14 protein-coding genes are annotated in these 17,787 nt (G+C 40.1%); all 14 read right to left on the reverse strand.

Annotation, left to right across the window (positions count from 1 at the left end; all coding sequences use genetic code 11):
* Positions 1-220: 220 nt before the first annotated feature.
* The 14 genes from VA249_RS16660 to VA249_RS16725 all read right to left on the reverse strand — a co-directional run bounded on the left by VA249_RS16660 (position 221) and on the right by VA249_RS16725 (position 17,778).
* Entirely contained in the window at positions 221-2,392 is a 2,172-nt protein-coding gene (locus VA249_RS16660) for a choice-of-anchor A family protein (RefSeq protein ID WP_221071766.1), read from the reverse strand.
* Positions 2,393-2,485: 93 nt separating this feature from the next.
* Complete coding sequence (locus tag VA249_RS16665; protein WP_211917570.1) at positions 2,486-3,220, reverse strand: WecB/TagA/CpsF family glycosyltransferase; 735 nt, start codon at positions 3,218-3,220, stop codon at positions 2,486-2,488.
* Positions 3,207-4,391, reverse strand: coding sequence for a glycoside hydrolase family protein (locus VA249_RS16670; RefSeq protein WP_221071767.1), 1,185 nt, complete (start codon positions 4,389-4,391; stop codon positions 3,207-3,209). Before VA249_RS16670 ends, VA249_RS16665 begins: the two co-directional genes overlap by 14 nt.
* Entirely contained in the window at positions 4,391-5,464 is a 1,074-nt protein-coding gene (locus tag VA249_RS16675) for a glycosyltransferase family 4 protein (protein ID WP_221071768.1), read from the reverse strand. Before VA249_RS16675 ends, VA249_RS16670 begins: the two co-directional genes overlap by 1 nt.
* The gene (locus VA249_RS16680; protein ID WP_221071769.1) at positions 5,464-6,804 is read right to left on the reverse strand and encodes a phenylacetate--CoA ligase family protein; all 1,341 of its coding nucleotides are present in this window, start codon (positions 6,802-6,804) and stop codon (positions 5,464-5,466) included. Before VA249_RS16680 ends, VA249_RS16675 begins: the two co-directional genes overlap by 1 nt.
* Positions 6,804-7,307 carry a serine O-acetyltransferase gene (locus tag VA249_RS16685; protein ID WP_221071771.1) on the reverse strand — a complete coding sequence of 168 codons (504 nt, stop codon included), beginning with the start codon at positions 7,305-7,307 and terminating at the stop codon, positions 6,804-6,806. Before VA249_RS16685 ends, VA249_RS16680 begins: the two co-directional genes overlap by 1 nt.
* A 33-nt stretch (positions 7,308-7,340) precedes the next feature.
* The gene (locus VA249_RS16690) at positions 7,341-8,543 is read right to left on the reverse strand and encodes a VpsF family polysaccharide biosynthesis protein (protein ID WP_221071773.1); all 1,203 of its coding nucleotides are present in this window, start codon (positions 8,541-8,543) and stop codon (positions 7,341-7,343) included.
* Positions 8,536-9,966 (reverse strand): oligosaccharide flippase family protein, encoded by a 1,431-nt coding sequence (locus tag VA249_RS16695; RefSeq protein ID WP_221071775.1) that lies wholly within the window; start codon positions 9,964-9,966, stop codon positions 8,536-8,538. The genes VA249_RS16690 and VA249_RS16695 overlap by 8 nt, the downstream gene beginning before the upstream one ends.
* Complete coding sequence (locus VA249_RS16700) at positions 9,959-11,104, reverse strand: VpsD family glycosyltransferase (protein ID WP_221071777.1); 1,146 nt, start codon at positions 11,102-11,104, stop codon at positions 9,959-9,961. Before VA249_RS16700 ends, VA249_RS16695 begins: the two co-directional genes overlap by 8 nt.
* 72 nt (positions 11,105-11,176) lie before the next feature.
* The gene (gene wecC, locus VA249_RS16705; RefSeq protein ID WP_221071779.1) at positions 11,177-12,415 is read right to left on the reverse strand and encodes a UDP-N-acetyl-D-mannosamine dehydrogenase; all 1,239 of its coding nucleotides are present in this window, start codon (positions 12,413-12,415) and stop codon (positions 11,177-11,179) included.
* Positions 12,416-12,588: 173 nt separating this feature from the next.
* Positions 12,589-13,725: a non-hydrolyzing UDP-N-acetylglucosamine 2-epimerase gene (wecB, locus tag VA249_RS16710; RefSeq protein WP_221071781.1), complete on the reverse strand. Its 1,137-nt coding sequence runs from the start codon at positions 13,723-13,725 to the stop codon at positions 12,589-12,591.
* 9 nt (positions 13,726-13,734) lie between these two features.
* Entirely contained in the window at positions 13,735-15,957 is a 2,223-nt protein-coding gene (locus tag VA249_RS16715; protein WP_225927148.1) for a GumC family protein, read from the reverse strand.
* A 31-nt stretch (positions 15,958-15,988) separates the two neighbouring features.
* Entirely contained in the window at positions 15,989-16,522 is a 534-nt protein-coding gene (locus VA249_RS16720) for a polysaccharide biosynthesis/export family protein (RefSeq protein ID WP_221071782.1), read from the reverse strand.
* Positions 16,523-16,545: 23 nt separating this feature from the next.
* Positions 16,546-17,778: an outer membrane beta-barrel protein gene (locus tag VA249_RS16725; RefSeq protein ID WP_221071785.1), complete on the reverse strand. Its 1,233-nt coding sequence runs from the start codon at positions 17,776-17,778 to the stop codon at positions 16,546-16,548.
* Positions 17,779-17,787: the final 9 nt, after the last annotated feature.

The raw sequence follows: 17,787 nt of genomic DNA on the forward strand, positions 1-17,787 counted from the left end.
TGGATCACAAGTTCCTGGATTAGTCTCATCGAATTATGCAACAAAACTATTTTTCGAAAATATGGTAGCGAAGTGCTCGAACTGAATGTCTGCTTTATATAAGTGTCCCGCAACAATGAATATGATGGCAATGGCTCGAAAATAACTGAAGGAGGTCAAGTACATTTTACATTCAAAAAAGGCGGACTAAGCCGCCTATGAAAACAAGATTGTTATCGATTTACTTTAGAGTACTGTTTCGATAGGAATTATTAAGCTCCCAGCTATTTTTCAATGCTTTCGGTAATGTTCCATTTTGCTCGATATTCGTTTGATGATAAGAATGTTGGTTCCAAATACGAGTGGCCCCTTGCCAAGGTTGAGAGTTTGGACCTGCCCCAAATACTCTTACTCCTTTATGTGTATTCCACTTAGGAGAGTAGTCATTGGAAACAACGATCAGCTCTGCATTGTTATCACCCTCTAAGTCTGCGACCACTGGGTACTCCCAGAGTGTTCCAGTGGAGTTGGCAGTTTTAAAGAGAACATTGCCTGAGAGTGAATCTAAAATCGCGACTTCGTTGTGATCTTGGTAAATTACCTCATCACGGCCATTTCTGTTGAAATCAAAAGCTGTCACGCCAATCTTGCCACTGCCAAAATCATCGACAGTGACTTCCCAGACTTGTTCGCCTAGTGGGTTTAGCATGACTAATTTTTCATATCCCGCATATGCAATGCCAAGCTTGTTAGGACCTAAGAACTCGCCAATCGCCTGTGCGCCACCACCATTGTTTGGGATGTTACGTTTTTCCCATTTAATGCTTCCATCGTGTTCTAGCATTGCAATTGTATGAGAGGTTGAGAATAGCCCCGGAATAGAGACAACGATTTCAGGATATTCATCTTGGTCAAAATTGGCCACTGATGAGAACCACGCCATATCATGCCCTTGGTATGACCAAAGAATATTGCCGTGGGCATCGTAAAGGCTACCGTTTGCAACAAAGTTTTGCATACCGTCGCCATCAGCATCAAATACGGTATAGTCTGGCTTCCAGCCATCGAGTGTGTAAAGTAATCCTGATGAGTAATTGTATACAGAGGTACCTGCAAGGATTTCTGCTACACCGTCACCATCGAGATCGGCAATGCTAATATTCCCGACGTTGTTATCAATCTTTGGTAGCGTTTTTTGAATGTCTCCCTCGTGACTTGCGATTCGAATTTCATCGATAGATTTGTCTGAAACGACGATTTCAACGATGCCATCCTCGTCAAGATCAGCCAACGCAGGAGTAAAGCGAGGATCGGAGAATACCGGTCCATTTTTGTAGTCCCAAAGTTCTGTCCCATCAACTCCGCTAAGTGCTCTTACGAGTCCTGGTTTGGTGTATTGACTTCCTTTGAAAGTGACAACGATAACATCGGCAGTATCAAGACTATCGATATTTCCGTCTTTATTATCGTCATTGAGTTGTGCAACTAGAGGGGTTCCCATGACTTGGTTATAGTCTGGCATGAATTCACCACCTTGCCAGTGCCATTTGAGTTGAGCATCGATCGGTTCAGGTGTTTTGTCGATTGGGAGTTCGCCCTCGAATGGTTGATAGCCTAGGTACATGGATCCTGACCAGCTGTTGGCTATGATACCCACATTAGAAGAACCAGATGGAGCAAGGATATCAGCTTTAGGGGCGAGAATGAGCCCTTCGAGAGCCACACCTGAAATGCTTAAAGAGGTTGCTTCAAATAAATTGAATACAGTTCGTTGTCTGTGGGGAGTGAAGTCAGTTAAGCCAATGTTGCTTAAGGGTTTAAAGTTAGGTTTATCGCCACTTATGTTTACAACAATGGTCGCATCTTCTGGTACACAGTTAAGGGCAAGAGTGTGTGCTTTCTCTAAAACGTAACCGTCAAGGTTGAAAACTTGAACATCGCTTTGACAATCTCCGTTCAAATATAATCCACCCCATTGAAATTTGACTGTTCCGATGTTTTCTAATTGGCTAAGCTTCGACGAAGATTCCAAACTACTATTTTGCAACTTATCAAAATTAATGGGTAAGTTAGCCATATTTTCGATGTTGCTTCCACTGGCTAAGCCCAAATAAATTGAGTCTGATACTTTCGATATGTCACCTTTGACAGCAACACTTCCTTGGTAGATTCTGCCATCTTTGAAAGAAAGATCGCCACCAACAATAAGCGAATAACTATTCGATGGAAATTCCACATTGTCATACATAATGCTGTAGCCATTAAAATTGGCATGATTGCCTACAGCTAACGCGCCCATACTAGCAGAATGAGGAGAGTTAAAATTGTCGAATACCAAAGCACTGTATTGAGTTGGTATTGCTGATGCGTGTGCACTAAAAAGCACAAGGCTTGTACTAATTAATTTGTTCATTTCAATCCTTAAAATAATCGCGTAAGTAGTTTGCCAACGACCATTGGAATAAATATTTTTATATATTGGGAGGTAATGTTTGTGATTTAAATATTAGTTGTTTGAGAGTTTGTTTTTAATTAATAACCAAGCAAATTTGGAGTTTGTGACTAAGTAACGCTTCCACATTCTTCTAGGCTCTTGAATGACACGATAAAGCCACTCTAAACCAGAATTTTGCATCCATAAGGGAGCACGATTTACTTTTCCTGCAACAACGTCAAAAGTGCCACCGACACCCATGACAAAATCGACACCCAGTTGATCTTTCCACTTATTAATGAAGTTTTCTTTCTTAGGGGAGGTGATGGCTACGAAGAGTAATTTTGCGCCTGATTCTCTGATTTTGGCGACAACGGCTTCTTCATCATCCCAGAAATAGCCGTTGTTGTATCCTGCGACGGTTAAGTTAGGGTAAAGCGCTTTCACTTTATTATTTGTTTGAGTAACCACTTCTTCTGTTGCACCGAGTAGAAAGATTGGAAACTCGCGCTTTTGACTCATTTTTAGGAGTTCATGAAAGAGATCGACACCTGCAACTCTTTCTGGGATATCGTGACCTAAAAAGCGTGCGCCAAAAACAACGCCCATACCATCAATGTTTATCACATCGCAGGCTTTGACAGATTCAGCCAAGGTTGCGTCTTTTTGCATGTTGACGATTTTTGCTACATTGACGACAACATGTTGTAAGAAATTACCTTGCGCTACGTTGTTTTCAATGTGGGATACTGTATCTGACATTGTGGCCACATCCATTGGTGAGCCGAGAAAATCAATCCTTTTCATGTGAGGAACCATAGTTATTTAGAAATGAAAATGAATAGTAAACCCACGCTTGGGTCCATCTTATATAGTTAATGTTATTGCTAAAGTGATGATGCTTTTGGTATGCGAAGTGTTTTTTTTCAGGAATATATAAGTTCTCGATAGATTTTTTTACTACTTTCTTAGTAAACGAGAGATCTTCGTCAGATTGTCCTACTTTTATTAAGGTAAAAATCGCTTGAGATACGCAGTGCATATCAAGTGGGTACTTATTGGTATTGTAATATTTAGCAGTGCCGTCGGCTTCAAACAAATGTTCTTTGTAGTACCTTAATCCTTTATTAATAGCCTCAGAAAAATCTCTTATTTGTAGTGACTCACTTAATAGATGTAAAGCTTCTAAGTTGTAGCCTGTGTGAAATCCATCAATAAATTGATGATGATGGCGAGCGCCATAAACCCATGACCCGTTAGGTAGCTGCTCTTTTACTGATTGATGAGCAACTTCAATAGCCAAATTGCGATATGTATCATTATTTGTAAGGCTAGCAACATGAGCTACCCAAGCTGCTCCCCATAAACTTGCGTTATGAACAAAGGCATCTTCACCAGGAATATAAGCGAAGTATCGCCGGCCTTCCAATTCGGTATATAAATTTTTCACGATAAAGTTGGCGCTATCAAGAGCGGGTTCCCGATACTTGTTTTCGCCGGTGACCTTACTCAGTGCATATAATGCCTGCGCTACATAAATAGTGGTGATAACATTCGGCTTGCCTTTTGGTACAAAAAAAGCGCGAGCTTTCCAGTCAAAATGATAGCCCCAACAAGCGTGTTTCCATACATCCCTGTCACTTTGCTGTGTGAGCAGCCAATCACCTAACTCTAGGGCTTGATTTAGATAGTTGTCATCATTTTTGTGTTGGTAATCCTCAAGTAAACCCATTAAAAAAAGAGCCACACCTTTCGGGTTGCGTTTTTTTGGTACACCAAGTAAGGGCCTAATATTAATGATTGAGCGCTTGTTAAATTGAATCCATGCTAAGCCGAAGATACCTTTTTTTAGGCTAGGGAATAGTTTGAATAAATTACTATTCAAACTATCAAAAGGGTCATAACCAGCAAAATTATTTTGCTTAGCGGATTCGAGCGTACTTTTTGAAATCGCCTGGACCTGATCATAAAATTCCATTACTTACTCATTAACTCCGTGTAAATCTTATCTAACTCAGGAAACACTGCTTGCTTGCTAAAGTTATTAATAAATTTTTTTTTTGCGCTGGCAGAATAGGCAGCATTTAAGTCACGATTGCTGATCATAGTTTTTAAGTGAGTCGCTAACATTTCAATATCACCTGCCTCGATTAATAGGCCATCAACACTGTCTTCAATTGCATCTGGAATACCGCCGGCGGTTGAAGCTACGACGGGGATATTTGCGGACATAGCCTCAAGTACGCCCATTGGGAACCCTTCGTTATAGCTCGGCAAACAGTAGACATCCGCTTTACTTAGCCAAATCTTTTTTTGCTCGCCAGCAACCCAGCCCAGGAAGTCAACACTATTAGAAATACCTAAATTTTTTACTTGTTGTTTGAAAGTCGTTACATCGCCGTCACCACCTAGGGTAAGACGAGAATCAGGGTATTCTGTTAAGACGATTGCAAATGCATCAATAAGATCTTTTACCCCCTTGCGTTCCCCTAGTCGTCCGAGAAATAGAATACGTCCTTGGTCAATATTACTTCGGTTGAGATCTAGGGTATCAACTGCGTTATAGATAACATGGACTTTAGTTGGGTCACCAACGATCGTTTTCATCCACGAATGCCATTGCGTAGACAATACAATGACAGCATCGGCGAGATCGAAAGTCTTGCGAATATGCGCCTGTTTTTTAAAAGAACATTCGTTATTGTAAAACTCTTGGAATTCAGCACCATGGAGATGAAGAATGGTTTTGGCCCGAAATAATTTAGCTATGCGTATAATTACAGACTTACGCTTATAACTTCCTCGTGAAGCCATGTGAATGTGGACAATGCCAACGTTAAAAAAGGTTAGATAGTAAGAAATTTTAATAATGGAAAATAAAAATAGGAAAATCTTATTTAACCCGAACCAATATGTATGGTTTGTATGTGTAGTTATATGACGCATATTCCAGTTGTCATTAAAACCGCGGCTGAGAACATTAAGAACAGTCGCTATGCCTCCCATCTCTTGCATGCCTGTCGCGACTGTTATATTGATCTTTTTCCTCATTACATGTCCTTGATTGTACAAATAGCCTGGCGAGTTTTACCATTTTTTGTTTTTTGAATTTTGTCGACAATAGTGATAAATACATCCATAGATCTACCTAGACGCGCTTTTGTATTGTCTATAAGTATTCTTTCTTGCTGTTTATCAAAAACTTGGGCGTTGACGACAGCTTGAACTTCGATTTGGTTTGGATGATCTTGCTTAAATTGTGTTGCAATGAGGCCTTTAACGCCTTTTGGAATATGATTTAAGATATGAACTTTTTGTCCATCTTCACCGATTAAGTAGTCTCCAATGCGGCCATCAATGCGATCTATAATTGGAAAAACTCGTCCGCAAGGGCAAGAGGTTTCATCTGATAAATACACATGGTCGCCGGTTCTATAGCGTATGAGAGGTTGGAGATCGTTATTAAAATTGGTGCCTATGATTTCATGTCGCCCATCACCGACGTCCTCAAGCTCGACGTGAGAATAATCAGTCAAAATATGGTAGCGTCCGTGTTCACAACTCCCTATGGCTGCTACGCGTTCAAATAGCCCATACCAATCATACACTGTACATCCAAAGCGTCTTTCGATGAGCTGTTTGTCTTCTAAACTGAGTGACTCAGAAGAGGTCACAATTGATTTTAAGTCACTAGGGTAGTAAAGGTCGTTGGTTTCGAGATGTTTTGCGAGAGTCAAAATCGATGAAGGGTATGCTTGTATCACTTGCACGCCATACTCCACCATCGCATCAATGTAACTTTGCAGATTGTTAGGCGACATATGGAAAGATGAAAGCATAATCATGTTCTCAAACCATGAATAGCGCCAGAACGGTCCATCCTTTTGTTCTAGCGGGACGATCATATCTCCTCTAATCCAAGCACGTTTATCACCTTGAACGAATCCTGCCCACTTTAGGTGACGTGCGACAAAAGCCTGTTCACGTATTACTGATTCCATGTTTTGCTTAATGACGAGAGGTGCACCTGTTGTGCCGCTCGTAGCACCAGAAACGATAAACTTAGGAGGACATTCATTCATAAACTGCTCGCCGTGCTGCCTAAAATCTGACTTACTTATAAAAGGGAAGTTGTTTAACCAGTCGTTTTTACTTTTGGCAATATGCTTATAGAAAGGTACGTTATTTGATGCTTGATTAAGAATGTAACTCAGTCTTTTAGATGAATAGGCCGTAAGTTGATTGTGATTAAAGTCATTTTTTTCTATTTCATTTAGTACATTAATTTGTTCTTTCCCCTCCCTCAGTGTTTTTCGAATTAGTGCTCGAAATGATAGGAGATAAGACTGTATAAATATTGGGGCTGTACGATACAATGTCGAAGTAAACATTATACGATTTCCTTTTCTGTCATGTATTCTGCGACATCATCGAGATAACTTTCATTTTTAAATATGTTGTACTCAAGCTTGTCGGTACGACCTATTATTTTGGCTGGTATACCACCAACAATATAACCACTCTTGACGCTTTTTGTCACAACTGAGTTGGGGGCGATGATAACCTTGTCACCAATTTCAACAGGGCCTACGATAACAGCCCCCGGACCAATAAAAACATCATCTCCAATGTTTGGCACTTTTTTATAAGGACCTTTACCTACAACTTTGCACCCAATCCCGATTCTGCATCGTTTGCCAATTTTTGCATTGTCAATAATAACGACACCTATTCCTTTAACTACTAGAAATGAATCCTTTCCAATGTCTGCAGTCGGTGGGATTTTTGAGTTATATATCAGGAAAATAAAAAGTTGAATAATTCTTGGTAATATCGGGATTTTCTTTAGATGTAGCCATCTGGATATAAAATATAAATTAATAGCATTTGGCATATGTACCTCTTAATCTACTAAATAAGTTTATGTTTAATTATTTGACTTTTGATTGACCCTAAAACACAGATACAATGAGGAAAACATTAAGAGTAAGGCAGGTGTTTTAGTTGAAAGAGAGTTATTTGAGGTTGAAACTATTAAAAAAATTAGAACGGAAAAATAAGCAAGACCGCGAGATTTAAGGGATAGAGAGTACAAGGTTAACAAAACCATAGTGAGTAAAGGAATCATGCCTAATAGCCCAAACTTATATATCCACGCAATTATAAAGTTTTCAATGACGGATATACCTAAATATAGTTCAATAGCACTTTGTAAATTGTCAGAAGCGCCAAGCAGCCATTCGTTAGGCGATAGTTGGTCTAGTAAGTAGAATACCGTAAACCTTGCCGATGCACTGCCATCAATGTGCAGTTTACTTATAATTCTTTCAGTAATGCCACTTTCGATAAGAACAAACCCAACGATAATTATTGAAAAGTAGAGAATACATAACATTACTGCAAAGCGCTGCTTGCTAATGTCAATACCATATGTAAAAAAACCAAAAATGTAAGGAATGCTTGCTATTAGAGAGAATGCTAATAAAATGCCGAGTGCTGCTCGTCCACCAAATGCAAACATCGCTAATAATGTTATCGCTAAATATATGATGCTTGGAATTCTAGATTTATTAAAAACTAATAGGGTTAGACCTGCTGTGATTAACGCATTGTTCAAAGGATGAGTTAATAGTGCAGAAGATCGAAAGTAACCGAATGACGAAAATTCCACATCAACTAATCTAGTGCTAGATATAAATTCAACTATAGCAATCGTCGAGTTAAATAGCAGGAGAAAAGCGATTAATGAGACCAATCGCAGGCATTCATCCGCATTTAATCGAGTGAGTAATAATAAAAATAATAAAGGTGTAAGAAAAGTATCGATTATGTAAGCCATGCCTGACGTGCCGTAGCGGGCTAGCCCATAGACAATCACAAAGCTGACCAAGATAACGGACAACATCCAAGAGGCTTTTAGTGTATCTAACCGTTGAAGTTGGACTTTCACTCCCTCTTTTAATGTGCAAAATACAGTGGCTAATAATATGATGTATGAATAGGCATGTATTTTTAATAGTGGGGTACCTCCTTCTGACACATACTTCACCCCCATGCCCTCAAGCATGTACCCACCAAGGAAAAAGGCGAGTGTTATTACGCTAGAGCAAATTATGTAGGCTTTAGGCATAGTGGTCCCTTAGCTTATTTATAATGATATCCCTGGAACCCATAAGATTCATTGCTAATGTAGATAGTACAAATACAGGAATGCCTATTGTGACGGAAAGTGCGATTTGTATAGCATCAGCGCTTGGCCAAAAAATGGCGTTTTGACTCAGGTATAGCGAAAGGGCCATGCTTAATGATGCGATGATGATTTTAATCACGTCACAGTCCATCCAATATTCATGACCGGCTTTTTTAGCATAGTGATAAGACAAGAGTAAGGTAATGAGATTACACGTGAGTGATGTATAAGCAGCTCCATATAGTCCAAAAGGGGGTAGCAAGACTAAAAGCATAGTGATGTTCAAGATAAGCGAACTTGTTAATATAAATGGTAAAATCTTAGTGCGGGAGGCAAACTGTAACCCATGGTCGATATAGTGCATTCGTAAGTTAGAAATAAACGCAGATGCCGCTAAAATCCAAAAAAGAGGTATGCCAGCAGATAAAAAATCTATACCTAAAAATACCGTGATTAGAGGTTCTGCAATAAAGCACAAACCAACAAGCGCTGGTAAAGATATGGTTAGCATCATTAATTGATAGCGTTTATGTGCCTTAAAAAGTTTAGTCTTTTCGTCAGCTTTACGGGCTAAAGTTGGATATAGAGGTAAAGCGACAACCATAAAGATTAGTGCCATTAAGCCCAACAGCATATTTGAAAGTGCTGAATAAATACCCGCATCTGCATAGGTAAGCTGTTCTGCGATAAAAAAGCGATCAATACGAGAGGCTGCGATGCCAATCAGTCCAGAAAGCATCAGAGGCCAACCATAGGTAACTAGCTTCGATACCCCTGGGTTTTTAAGGGATAGTGATGTTAAAGGTACTCGAAACCATACAAATGGAAGCGAAATAAGATAGCTGAAAGAGAGGCCTAATATTGCGGCTACTACTGATGGTGAATACTCGAGAGTTAGCCATGTTAATGCCATTGATAATATAGACTGTGTTGCTGTTGTTTTACGATATTTGCTAGCATGTTCATTGAGTCTTGCCATTTCTTGAAAGAAGAAAAAGAAAGATTTCACAATAAGTAATCCAAGCAGTGCAAAGAGAACTGAAAATGAAGCATGATCAAATAAAGCAAATAAAATCAGCGTAAATATAATGCTAACAGGAACAAACATTCCAACAATCCCTGAGAAAACAATACTACTATAAGTACGTTTTTCAGATTCATCTGCAGCAGGGTAGTGCCGTATTAGTGTTGTATTTAACCACTGAGAGTAGGCGGCTCGTGTTAGTTCAACAACTACTAAATAAACAGACAGTACACCATAATCTTCAACACCTAGATAACGTGTTTGTAATGCAATTAAGACAAATACACTAAGAGCTGAAGCTACCTGTACAGGGGCATAGCGAAGTAGGGTTTTAAGCATTTAACAGTGTCTTATAAATGTTGAAATATTGATTGTTAACAGCGTTGACAGAAAACTCATTTTTTAATGCATCACGATCGATCACTGGTGGTTGACTGGCAAAGGCGATGACTTTAGCTAAAGCCTCCTCTTCCTGTGTAGGATCAATAATACAGGTGCCGATATGTTCGAAAAACTCACTACGCTCTTCAATGATCCCCACACTACTAGAGATTGTAGGTAGTCCGCTAGCAAGCATTTCTAGAGGCGCAAGGCCAAAGGTTTCTTCAGATGAAAGAAATATCCCGATATTAGAATGCTCATATAGCTCTTTTATCTCAATGGTGTTTTTGCTGCCTACAAATGTTATGTATTTAGAGGCATTTTCTTTCTCTATCAAGTCATGAAGTTCTTGCCAGTATTGGTTATCTACATTAGGACCAATGATTGTTAACTCAATATCAATACCGGTTTGATACAACCGAATAATTAATTTTATGATTGAGTCAATTCTTTTTTTTCGGCTCAATAATGCACATGTAATGAACTTTATTTTTTTGGTGTTTGCTTTGACTATATCTGAATCAAAATAAATAGGATTTAAAGGATTACCAATAATGCTATTCGGCTTTTCAACATCCTTTTTAAGTTCGGATGCTAACAGTTTCCCTACACTGGTGTATTGTTCAATGTAAAAATTGGAAAGCCAAGGTAAAAACTTTTCGTAAACAAGATCATTAGCGAATGATACGGGTTTACGGCCTATTTTTTTATAGCTATGTAATGTTACGACTCTTTTAGGTCCACGAACTCCGAGAAGCCAAGGGGCTAAGTGGGAATGAACAAGATCAGGCTTAAAGGTGGATATTTCTTTCCGGATTCGATTTAAGTTGCTGATTATACTAGGTAGTTTTATGCCTTTTGTTTTCTCGCTAATTGGTACATGTAAAATCTCAACATAAGGCGAAAGGTTTACTAGTGGTGAGTTATTGCTTGCTTTAGAGGCCTGATCAAAAGCTAATATACGAATTTGGTAGTCAATATATCCTCTTTCCATTAGATCTTTTATTAACATTTGGCAGACGGAATCAACGCCACCTTTCGTGCTAGAGCCTAGATCTAATGTAGAAAGAGGAACGATCAAAAGTATTTTTTTCATGGTCACATCATTTTGGTGAACTATATATTTAGAGCAGATCATGAGGTGTATTTACACCTCATGAGGAATTGTTTAAATAATCCCACGCGTATCAATAACAACCTTAGTTGCGAACTGTGTCTTATCTGTCGCTTTGAATTGTTTGTGGTCAACCAATACGACTACAATATTGGCTCGTTCCAGAGCGGTTTCTAATGTCATTTGCTCTACGCCTGCATGGACTAACTTCTCTGGTAAAGAGTGAACGTTCGGCTCTACCGCAAAAACCTGGCCTATGTTTTTAGCGGCTAGTTCTTCCACAATTTGTAGGGCAGGGCTTTCTCGTAAATCATCGATATCCGCTTTAAATGCTAAACCGAGACAAGCAATGATAGGACGTTTGAATTCGTCAGCGGCTTTTTCGATTTGATCAATCACATAGTGCGGTTTTGCGTCATTCGTTAATCGTGCTTGGCGTATAATTTTTGCTTCGTCTGGGCAACTGTCGACGATAAACCAAGGGTCAACGGCAATACAGTGGCCGCCTACGCCTGGGCCCGGGTTAAGAATATTTACCCTTGGGTGGCGGTTTGCCAGTTTAATTAGTTCCCATACGTTGATTTTTAACTTGTCACTGATAACGGATAGCTCATTGGCAAACGCGATGTTCACATCACGAAATGAGTTCTCTGTTAGTTTTGCCATTTCTGCTGTACGGGCGTTTGTGATAATGCATTCTCCACGAACAAATGTGCTGTACAACTCAACCGCTTTTTCACTACAGGCTTTTGACATTCCGCCAATTACTCGGTCATTTGCGACAAGCTCTTGCAATACATAGCCAGGTAGTACTCGTTCTGGGCAGTGTGCTACTTTTATGTCTGCGTTATCCCCAACGTCTTGTGGAAAGGTGAGGTCTGGTCGAGCTTGTTTAAGCCATGCTGATAGTTTTTCTGTAGCGCCAACAGGCGATGTGGATTCCAGAATGACCAGGTTACCTTTCTCAAGAACGGGAGCAATAGCATTGGCGGCCGCTTCGATATAAGTAAGGTCGGGTGCATTGCCCTCTTTGAATGGTGTTGGAACGGCAATCATAAACGCTTCTGCGGGTTCTGGTATCGTTGTCGCTCGCAAGTTGCCTGTGCTGACCACGCCACGAACGACAATATCTAGATCTGGTTCTACAATATGGATGTTACCTTGGTTGATGGTATCGACGGCTTGTTGGTTTACATCGACACCCACAACCTCGATACCACGAGACGCAACGACGGCGGCGGTAGGTAATCCGATGTAACCTAAACCAATAACGGAAACTTTCTTAAATGACATGGTTGTTCCTTAACTATGATGGTGCTGAAGACACCTATATATTTTGAATTTGATTCTGCGTTTGGAGTTTAGAAACTCCATTCGTTAATAGGGCAATAATTAATAGGGTAATATTCGATAGTTTGGGTGTGCTTATTTTTTAGAACGGTAATAATGTTGAAAAAAGAGCCAGATCAAGCAAAGTGCTGTTTGATTTTCTCAATGATTCGTTCACAGGCATTTCCGTCTCCATAAGGGTTATGGGCATGACTCATTTTTTCGTATTCATCTTGATCGTTTAGTAAACGTTCTACAGCATTAAAAATGTTGTTTTTGTCGGTGCCGACGAGTTTTACTGTCCCTGCTTCTACGGCTTCTGGGCGTTCAGTGGTATCGCGCATAACAAGTACAGGTTTTCCAAGTGAAGGTGCTTCTTCTTGAATGCCCCCTGAGTCCGTTAAAATGATGTGAGCTTGATTCATTAAGTAAACAAATGGCAAGTAATCCTGCGGTTCGATCAGGTGCACATTGTTTACGCTCTTTAGGATTCGGTTGACAGGTTCACGAACATTCGGGTTTAGGTGTACAGGGTAGAGTACTTGTGCCTGAGGGTATTTATTTGCGATGTCGACTAACGCTTCACAGATCCTTTCAAAACCTCCGCCAAAGCTCTCTCGGCGATGGCCTGTTACTAGAATCAGTTTTTTTTCTACATCAATTTCAGGAAAAATAGCGGCTAGGGTATCTTTGAGATCTCGATTCTGTTCAAGCTTATTCTTAACCAAAAACAGCGCATCGATAACCGTGTTACCAGTGATTGAAATCTGACTTTCAGCGACTCCCTCACTTATTAAGTTATTTGCAGAAGTGTCGGTTGGCGCAAAGTGAAGGGTTGCAATGGAACCTGTTAGTTTTCGGTTACCTTCTTCTGGCCATGGAGAATAGATATTTCCAGTGCGCAGCCCCGCTTCTACATGACCCACGGCGATTTGTTGGTAGTAAGCGGCTAAACTAGCAGATAGGGTTGTTGCAGTATCTCCATGGACAAGAACGATATCCGGTTGGAATGCTTCCAATACTTCTTTCAATCCGTTAATAATGTGAGTGGTAACATCATGTAGAGATTGGCCTGGTTTCATTATGTTTAGGTCGAAATCAGGATTAATTTCAAACAAGTTTAAAACTTGATCAAGCATTTCTCTATGTTGAGCAGTGACACAGACTTTAGCCTCAATACCGTCCGCTTTTGCCAATTTGTGAACCAAAGGCGCCATTTTAATCGCTTCTGGACGAGTGCCAAAAACGGAAAGTACTTTGATAGGAGTGTTCATTGATTGCCTTTAACCTTTTTGATTTCCATATGCGTATTGAGAATATTCTGAATAAGTGTGCGCACCTTTCTTAGGCGGTGATACTTGATTGAGCACAACACCATCAATCGTGATTTCGTGTTTAGTAAACAGAGTCATGGTGTGCTTATAGACTGATTTGGTCGTACTGTTTGCTTTAACAACCAATAAGATTCCTTTGGTCGATTTTCCGACAATGAATGCATCTTTTACTGGCAGAATAGGGGGAGTATCCAAGATTATTCGGTCGTATTTAGTTTCTAAGTAGGTAATGAGTTTTTCAAATGCCTTACTGCTTAAAAGTTCTTGTGGATTAGGCGCAAGCATTCCCGAACTTAAGACATCTAGGTTTGAGTCTTCCATGTTAGTAATGCAGTCTTGGAGTGGCGTGTTCATAAGTAATGCATTGGTTAAGCCAGGTTGGCTATTCGAGAGACCGAAACGCTCACCTATCGATGGACGTCTTAAATCACAATCGATAATCAATACTTTTTCTAGACGCGCGAAAGACTGGGCAAGGCTAATTACGGTTGTTGTTTTGCCTTCTCCCGGCACTGCAGAAGAGATCGCAAGTAACTTACGCTGAGCTCTTGGTAAACTTAAGTATAACGAGGTACGGATAGAGTCGACGCATTCCTGAAAACCAGAAAATTTGCTATCACGAAACACATTTGAATCAATAGGGGTCTTTTTATAGCGTTTATCAGTAATGATAGGGATCGTGCCCGTTGGTAATAATCCAAGTTTATTTTCAAAGTCACGAGCAGTTGAAAGGGTGTTGTTAAATGCGTCTAAGCAAATAACGGCCACAATAGCAAAACTAAGGCTAGCTAAGAATGCGAGCACTACAATGAGCTTTCGATTTGGCTTATTTGGATTCTCTGGAATTAATGCATAATCACTAAAACGCGCGTTAGCAGAGCTAAAATCACCTGTTGCAGAGGTTTCTTTTTGTCGTGTTAAAAATAGGTCATAAAGTTTGGCATTGCTATCGACTTCACGCTTGAGTGAGTCATATTCACTTTTTACAACACTAAGCGCTTGGAACTCTTCTTTTTTGTTAACAAGTTCTGCTTGGAGTAACTGTTCTTGTTCTCTAGCACTAGCCAGTTCTTTTTCTACACCATTAATAAGCTTGTGTATCAAGCGATTTGCTCGGTTTTGAATAGATTCCAATTGCGCATGAGCTTGGATCATTTTGTCGTGCTTAGGACCATAACGCTTGGATAGCTCACTGACTTCTTTTTCCGCCCTTGATTCGGCTAAGCGAATATCTCGAATTTGAGGATGATTGGATATCAATGAATTAGAGCCAAGAGACGTCAAGTTTTTATTGCTCTGTAATGCGTTGAAAAGTGCTTGCGCTTCGATACGTCTTTCAGTTGCCTCTGCGATGCGGTTCGTCAAGTTTGATAGTTCTGAGCTTGTCAAAGCTACGATCCCACTATCATCGATAAGTTCTTGCTGTTGTAAGAAACTGAGTAGCGCTTGTTCCGATGCATCGAGTTTTTGTTTTAGTTCGGTAAGTCTATGGTTTATCCAGCCAGTCGCTTGCTCTGTAGCAATCAATTTAGATTCTAAATTGTTTTCGATAAACGCTAAGCCAACTGCATTTGCTATCTCTGCCGCGAGTTTTGGGTCTTCGGACACAAAAGAGATGTGCACCAATTGTGTTTTTCTTATCGGGGAGATCGTCAAACGAGACTTAAATGCTTTTAGCACCCCTAGGTTTATTTTCTTTTGTTCAGACGCAAGGTCGCGTTCAGGTTCTTGATCATTAATGAAGTAAGGTGCGACTAGCGGGTGAGCAAGCAGTTCACTTTTTAGCTTCTCAATTGGGCTAGGCTGTGTGACGATTAGTCTTGGATTAAACTCTGCTACTTCACTGAGTTGTAATTTATCAATGACTCGTTGAGCTACTTGGTTGGATTTTAGTATTTCAAATTGTGTGAGGTAGTATTCTTTTGCTCGAGTGTCGATTCCCACAACTTCTTCAATAGAAATTGCATTTTGCTGGGAGGATTCAATCAGCAGTGTGGCAGTTGCTTTATAAGTGGGCGTAATGGATAGTGCAACTAAAACCGCAATAGTTGAACATAGCAGCGTGAATAGGGAAATAGATAACCAGCGCTTTTTAATTAGGTGTACATAGTATCCAAAATCAATTAGCTGATCTTGTTGTATAGTGTTTTTCTTTGGGGTTTCCAACATCATTCAATCCGTTGTTATTGCGAGGTCTACGGGGTTAGAAAAAGCTTTGCTCGATAACGATGATGTCTCCAGGGGAAACAGTCGATGAGAGTTTTACTTTGTTTTTCAATTCGTCTTTGCCTGCTTGCGCGATGTAGACTTTGCTTCTCGATGCTCGGTCAGTAAAACCTCCGGCAAGAGCGATGGCTTTATCAACCGTTAGTCCCGGTTGATACTCATATCCGCCCGGTTTTTTTACTTCACCATTGACATAAATGCTTCTAAAACCAACGATGCTGACGCGCACTTTTGGCGAGATGAGATAATCTCCGATAAGTCCACGAGTAATTTCAGCTTTGAGTTGTTCTGTTGTTTTGTTAATCGCGGACAATTGCCCTAAATATGGATAATCGAATTTACCGCCGTTATCGATATAGAGCTCATCGATTGAGAGGTCTTCTTCTCCGTAAACAACAATTTGAATTTTATCTCCTGCGCCGATGGTGTAATTATTTTCCAAAGCCAAGGCGTTAAAAGGGACGGTTAAGAGCAAGAGTAAAAATGTACCGAAAGTGAAAATTTGAGCCATTGAGAAATCCAGTTCTTACTAGGTTAAAAAATAAAATTGGTCGACAAGTACCAAACGTTTTGTGTGTAAGTATTTGACTCAAATGAGGAGCTATTGTCTTCGTACTGCCAGCCAGCTTGGATTTCTGCGTAGTCTCTTAGCTGATATCCAAAGACAAGTGTGCTCTCCAGTAAGTCGTCGGTGCGTTTGCTTTCGGAATAGTCTTCTTTGATAAAGTTTAAGCCAATCCTGCTATAGAAATGAGTCATCCAATAATGCTGCCACGCAATATCAAAGCGAGTTTTATCAATGTAGTTTGTTCCTTGCTGTGGGTCTTCGGCACGCTGAGAGGCTGACACATAAACGGCTGAATAGCTCAGAGGTTTCCAGTTGAAGTTGAGATCCCAGCTAAAACCGGTGAAGTCTTTTTTTCCCGAATAATCATAGTCTTTGTTTTGCAAGCCTAAACGTAACATTCCGGTTGTTTTGCCTGTGACATTCCATTTAGAACCGATCAAGTAGTAGGCGTCTACGTTATCTTGTGATTGTCCGGTTTTTGGGTCACCAAGTTTGTATCTACGATCAGTAAGGTTAATGTCGAAAAGCAATTCTGTAGCTGGTCTTAAATCATAATAAAAGGCGATAGCGCCGCCGAAGTCTCGGTAATCTTTGTACTTTGTGCTTAAAGTTGAAAATTCAGGTGATGCGATATTTCGATAGTTATTGTAAGTCTTGCTTTGGTACTTTAGTGTGGTTTCAAGGCGTCCCTTTGCTTCTTCTGCACCATAAATGTAAGTGGTGTTAACGTTGTGGAGATCGTACTCAACGGGCTCTTTAGCAATGGTAGAGAGAGTGTCGCCAGCTAAAATGCCCGTTCCTCGCTCCTCGTGTAAGTTTAAGTACGAATAGTTAAATCTAATACCAGAGCGTCTGTTGATTTTCACGAAGTTGTTTGTTGTGAATCTATGATCTAAATAATCATCATCGTCACTGTCACTGTAGGTTCCTGAAATAAGTTGATAGGCGACTTTATATTGATTGCCATTGCGATCTGAATCTAAAACTATACCAGGCTTGATAACGAGCACATTTGATGTGAGAGGTTGCTCGGCTTTTGAATAGCGACCAACGTTGTCGTTACGTTCAAGTTTTATATCAAAGAGTGGGGTGATCTTTATTCCGGACTCTGTGATGTATCCGTGACTTTCACTCGCAATCACGGCACTGCTTGTACCAATTATCGCTAATGTAATTAGCGTCTTGTTGAGAGGGGACACTACTACTCC

Origin of the sequence: Vibrio alfacsensis, from assembly GCF_019670485.1 — a bacterium.
Taxonomy (GTDB): domain Bacteria; phylum Pseudomonadota; class Gammaproteobacteria; order Enterobacterales; family Vibrionaceae; genus Vibrio; species Vibrio alfacsensis.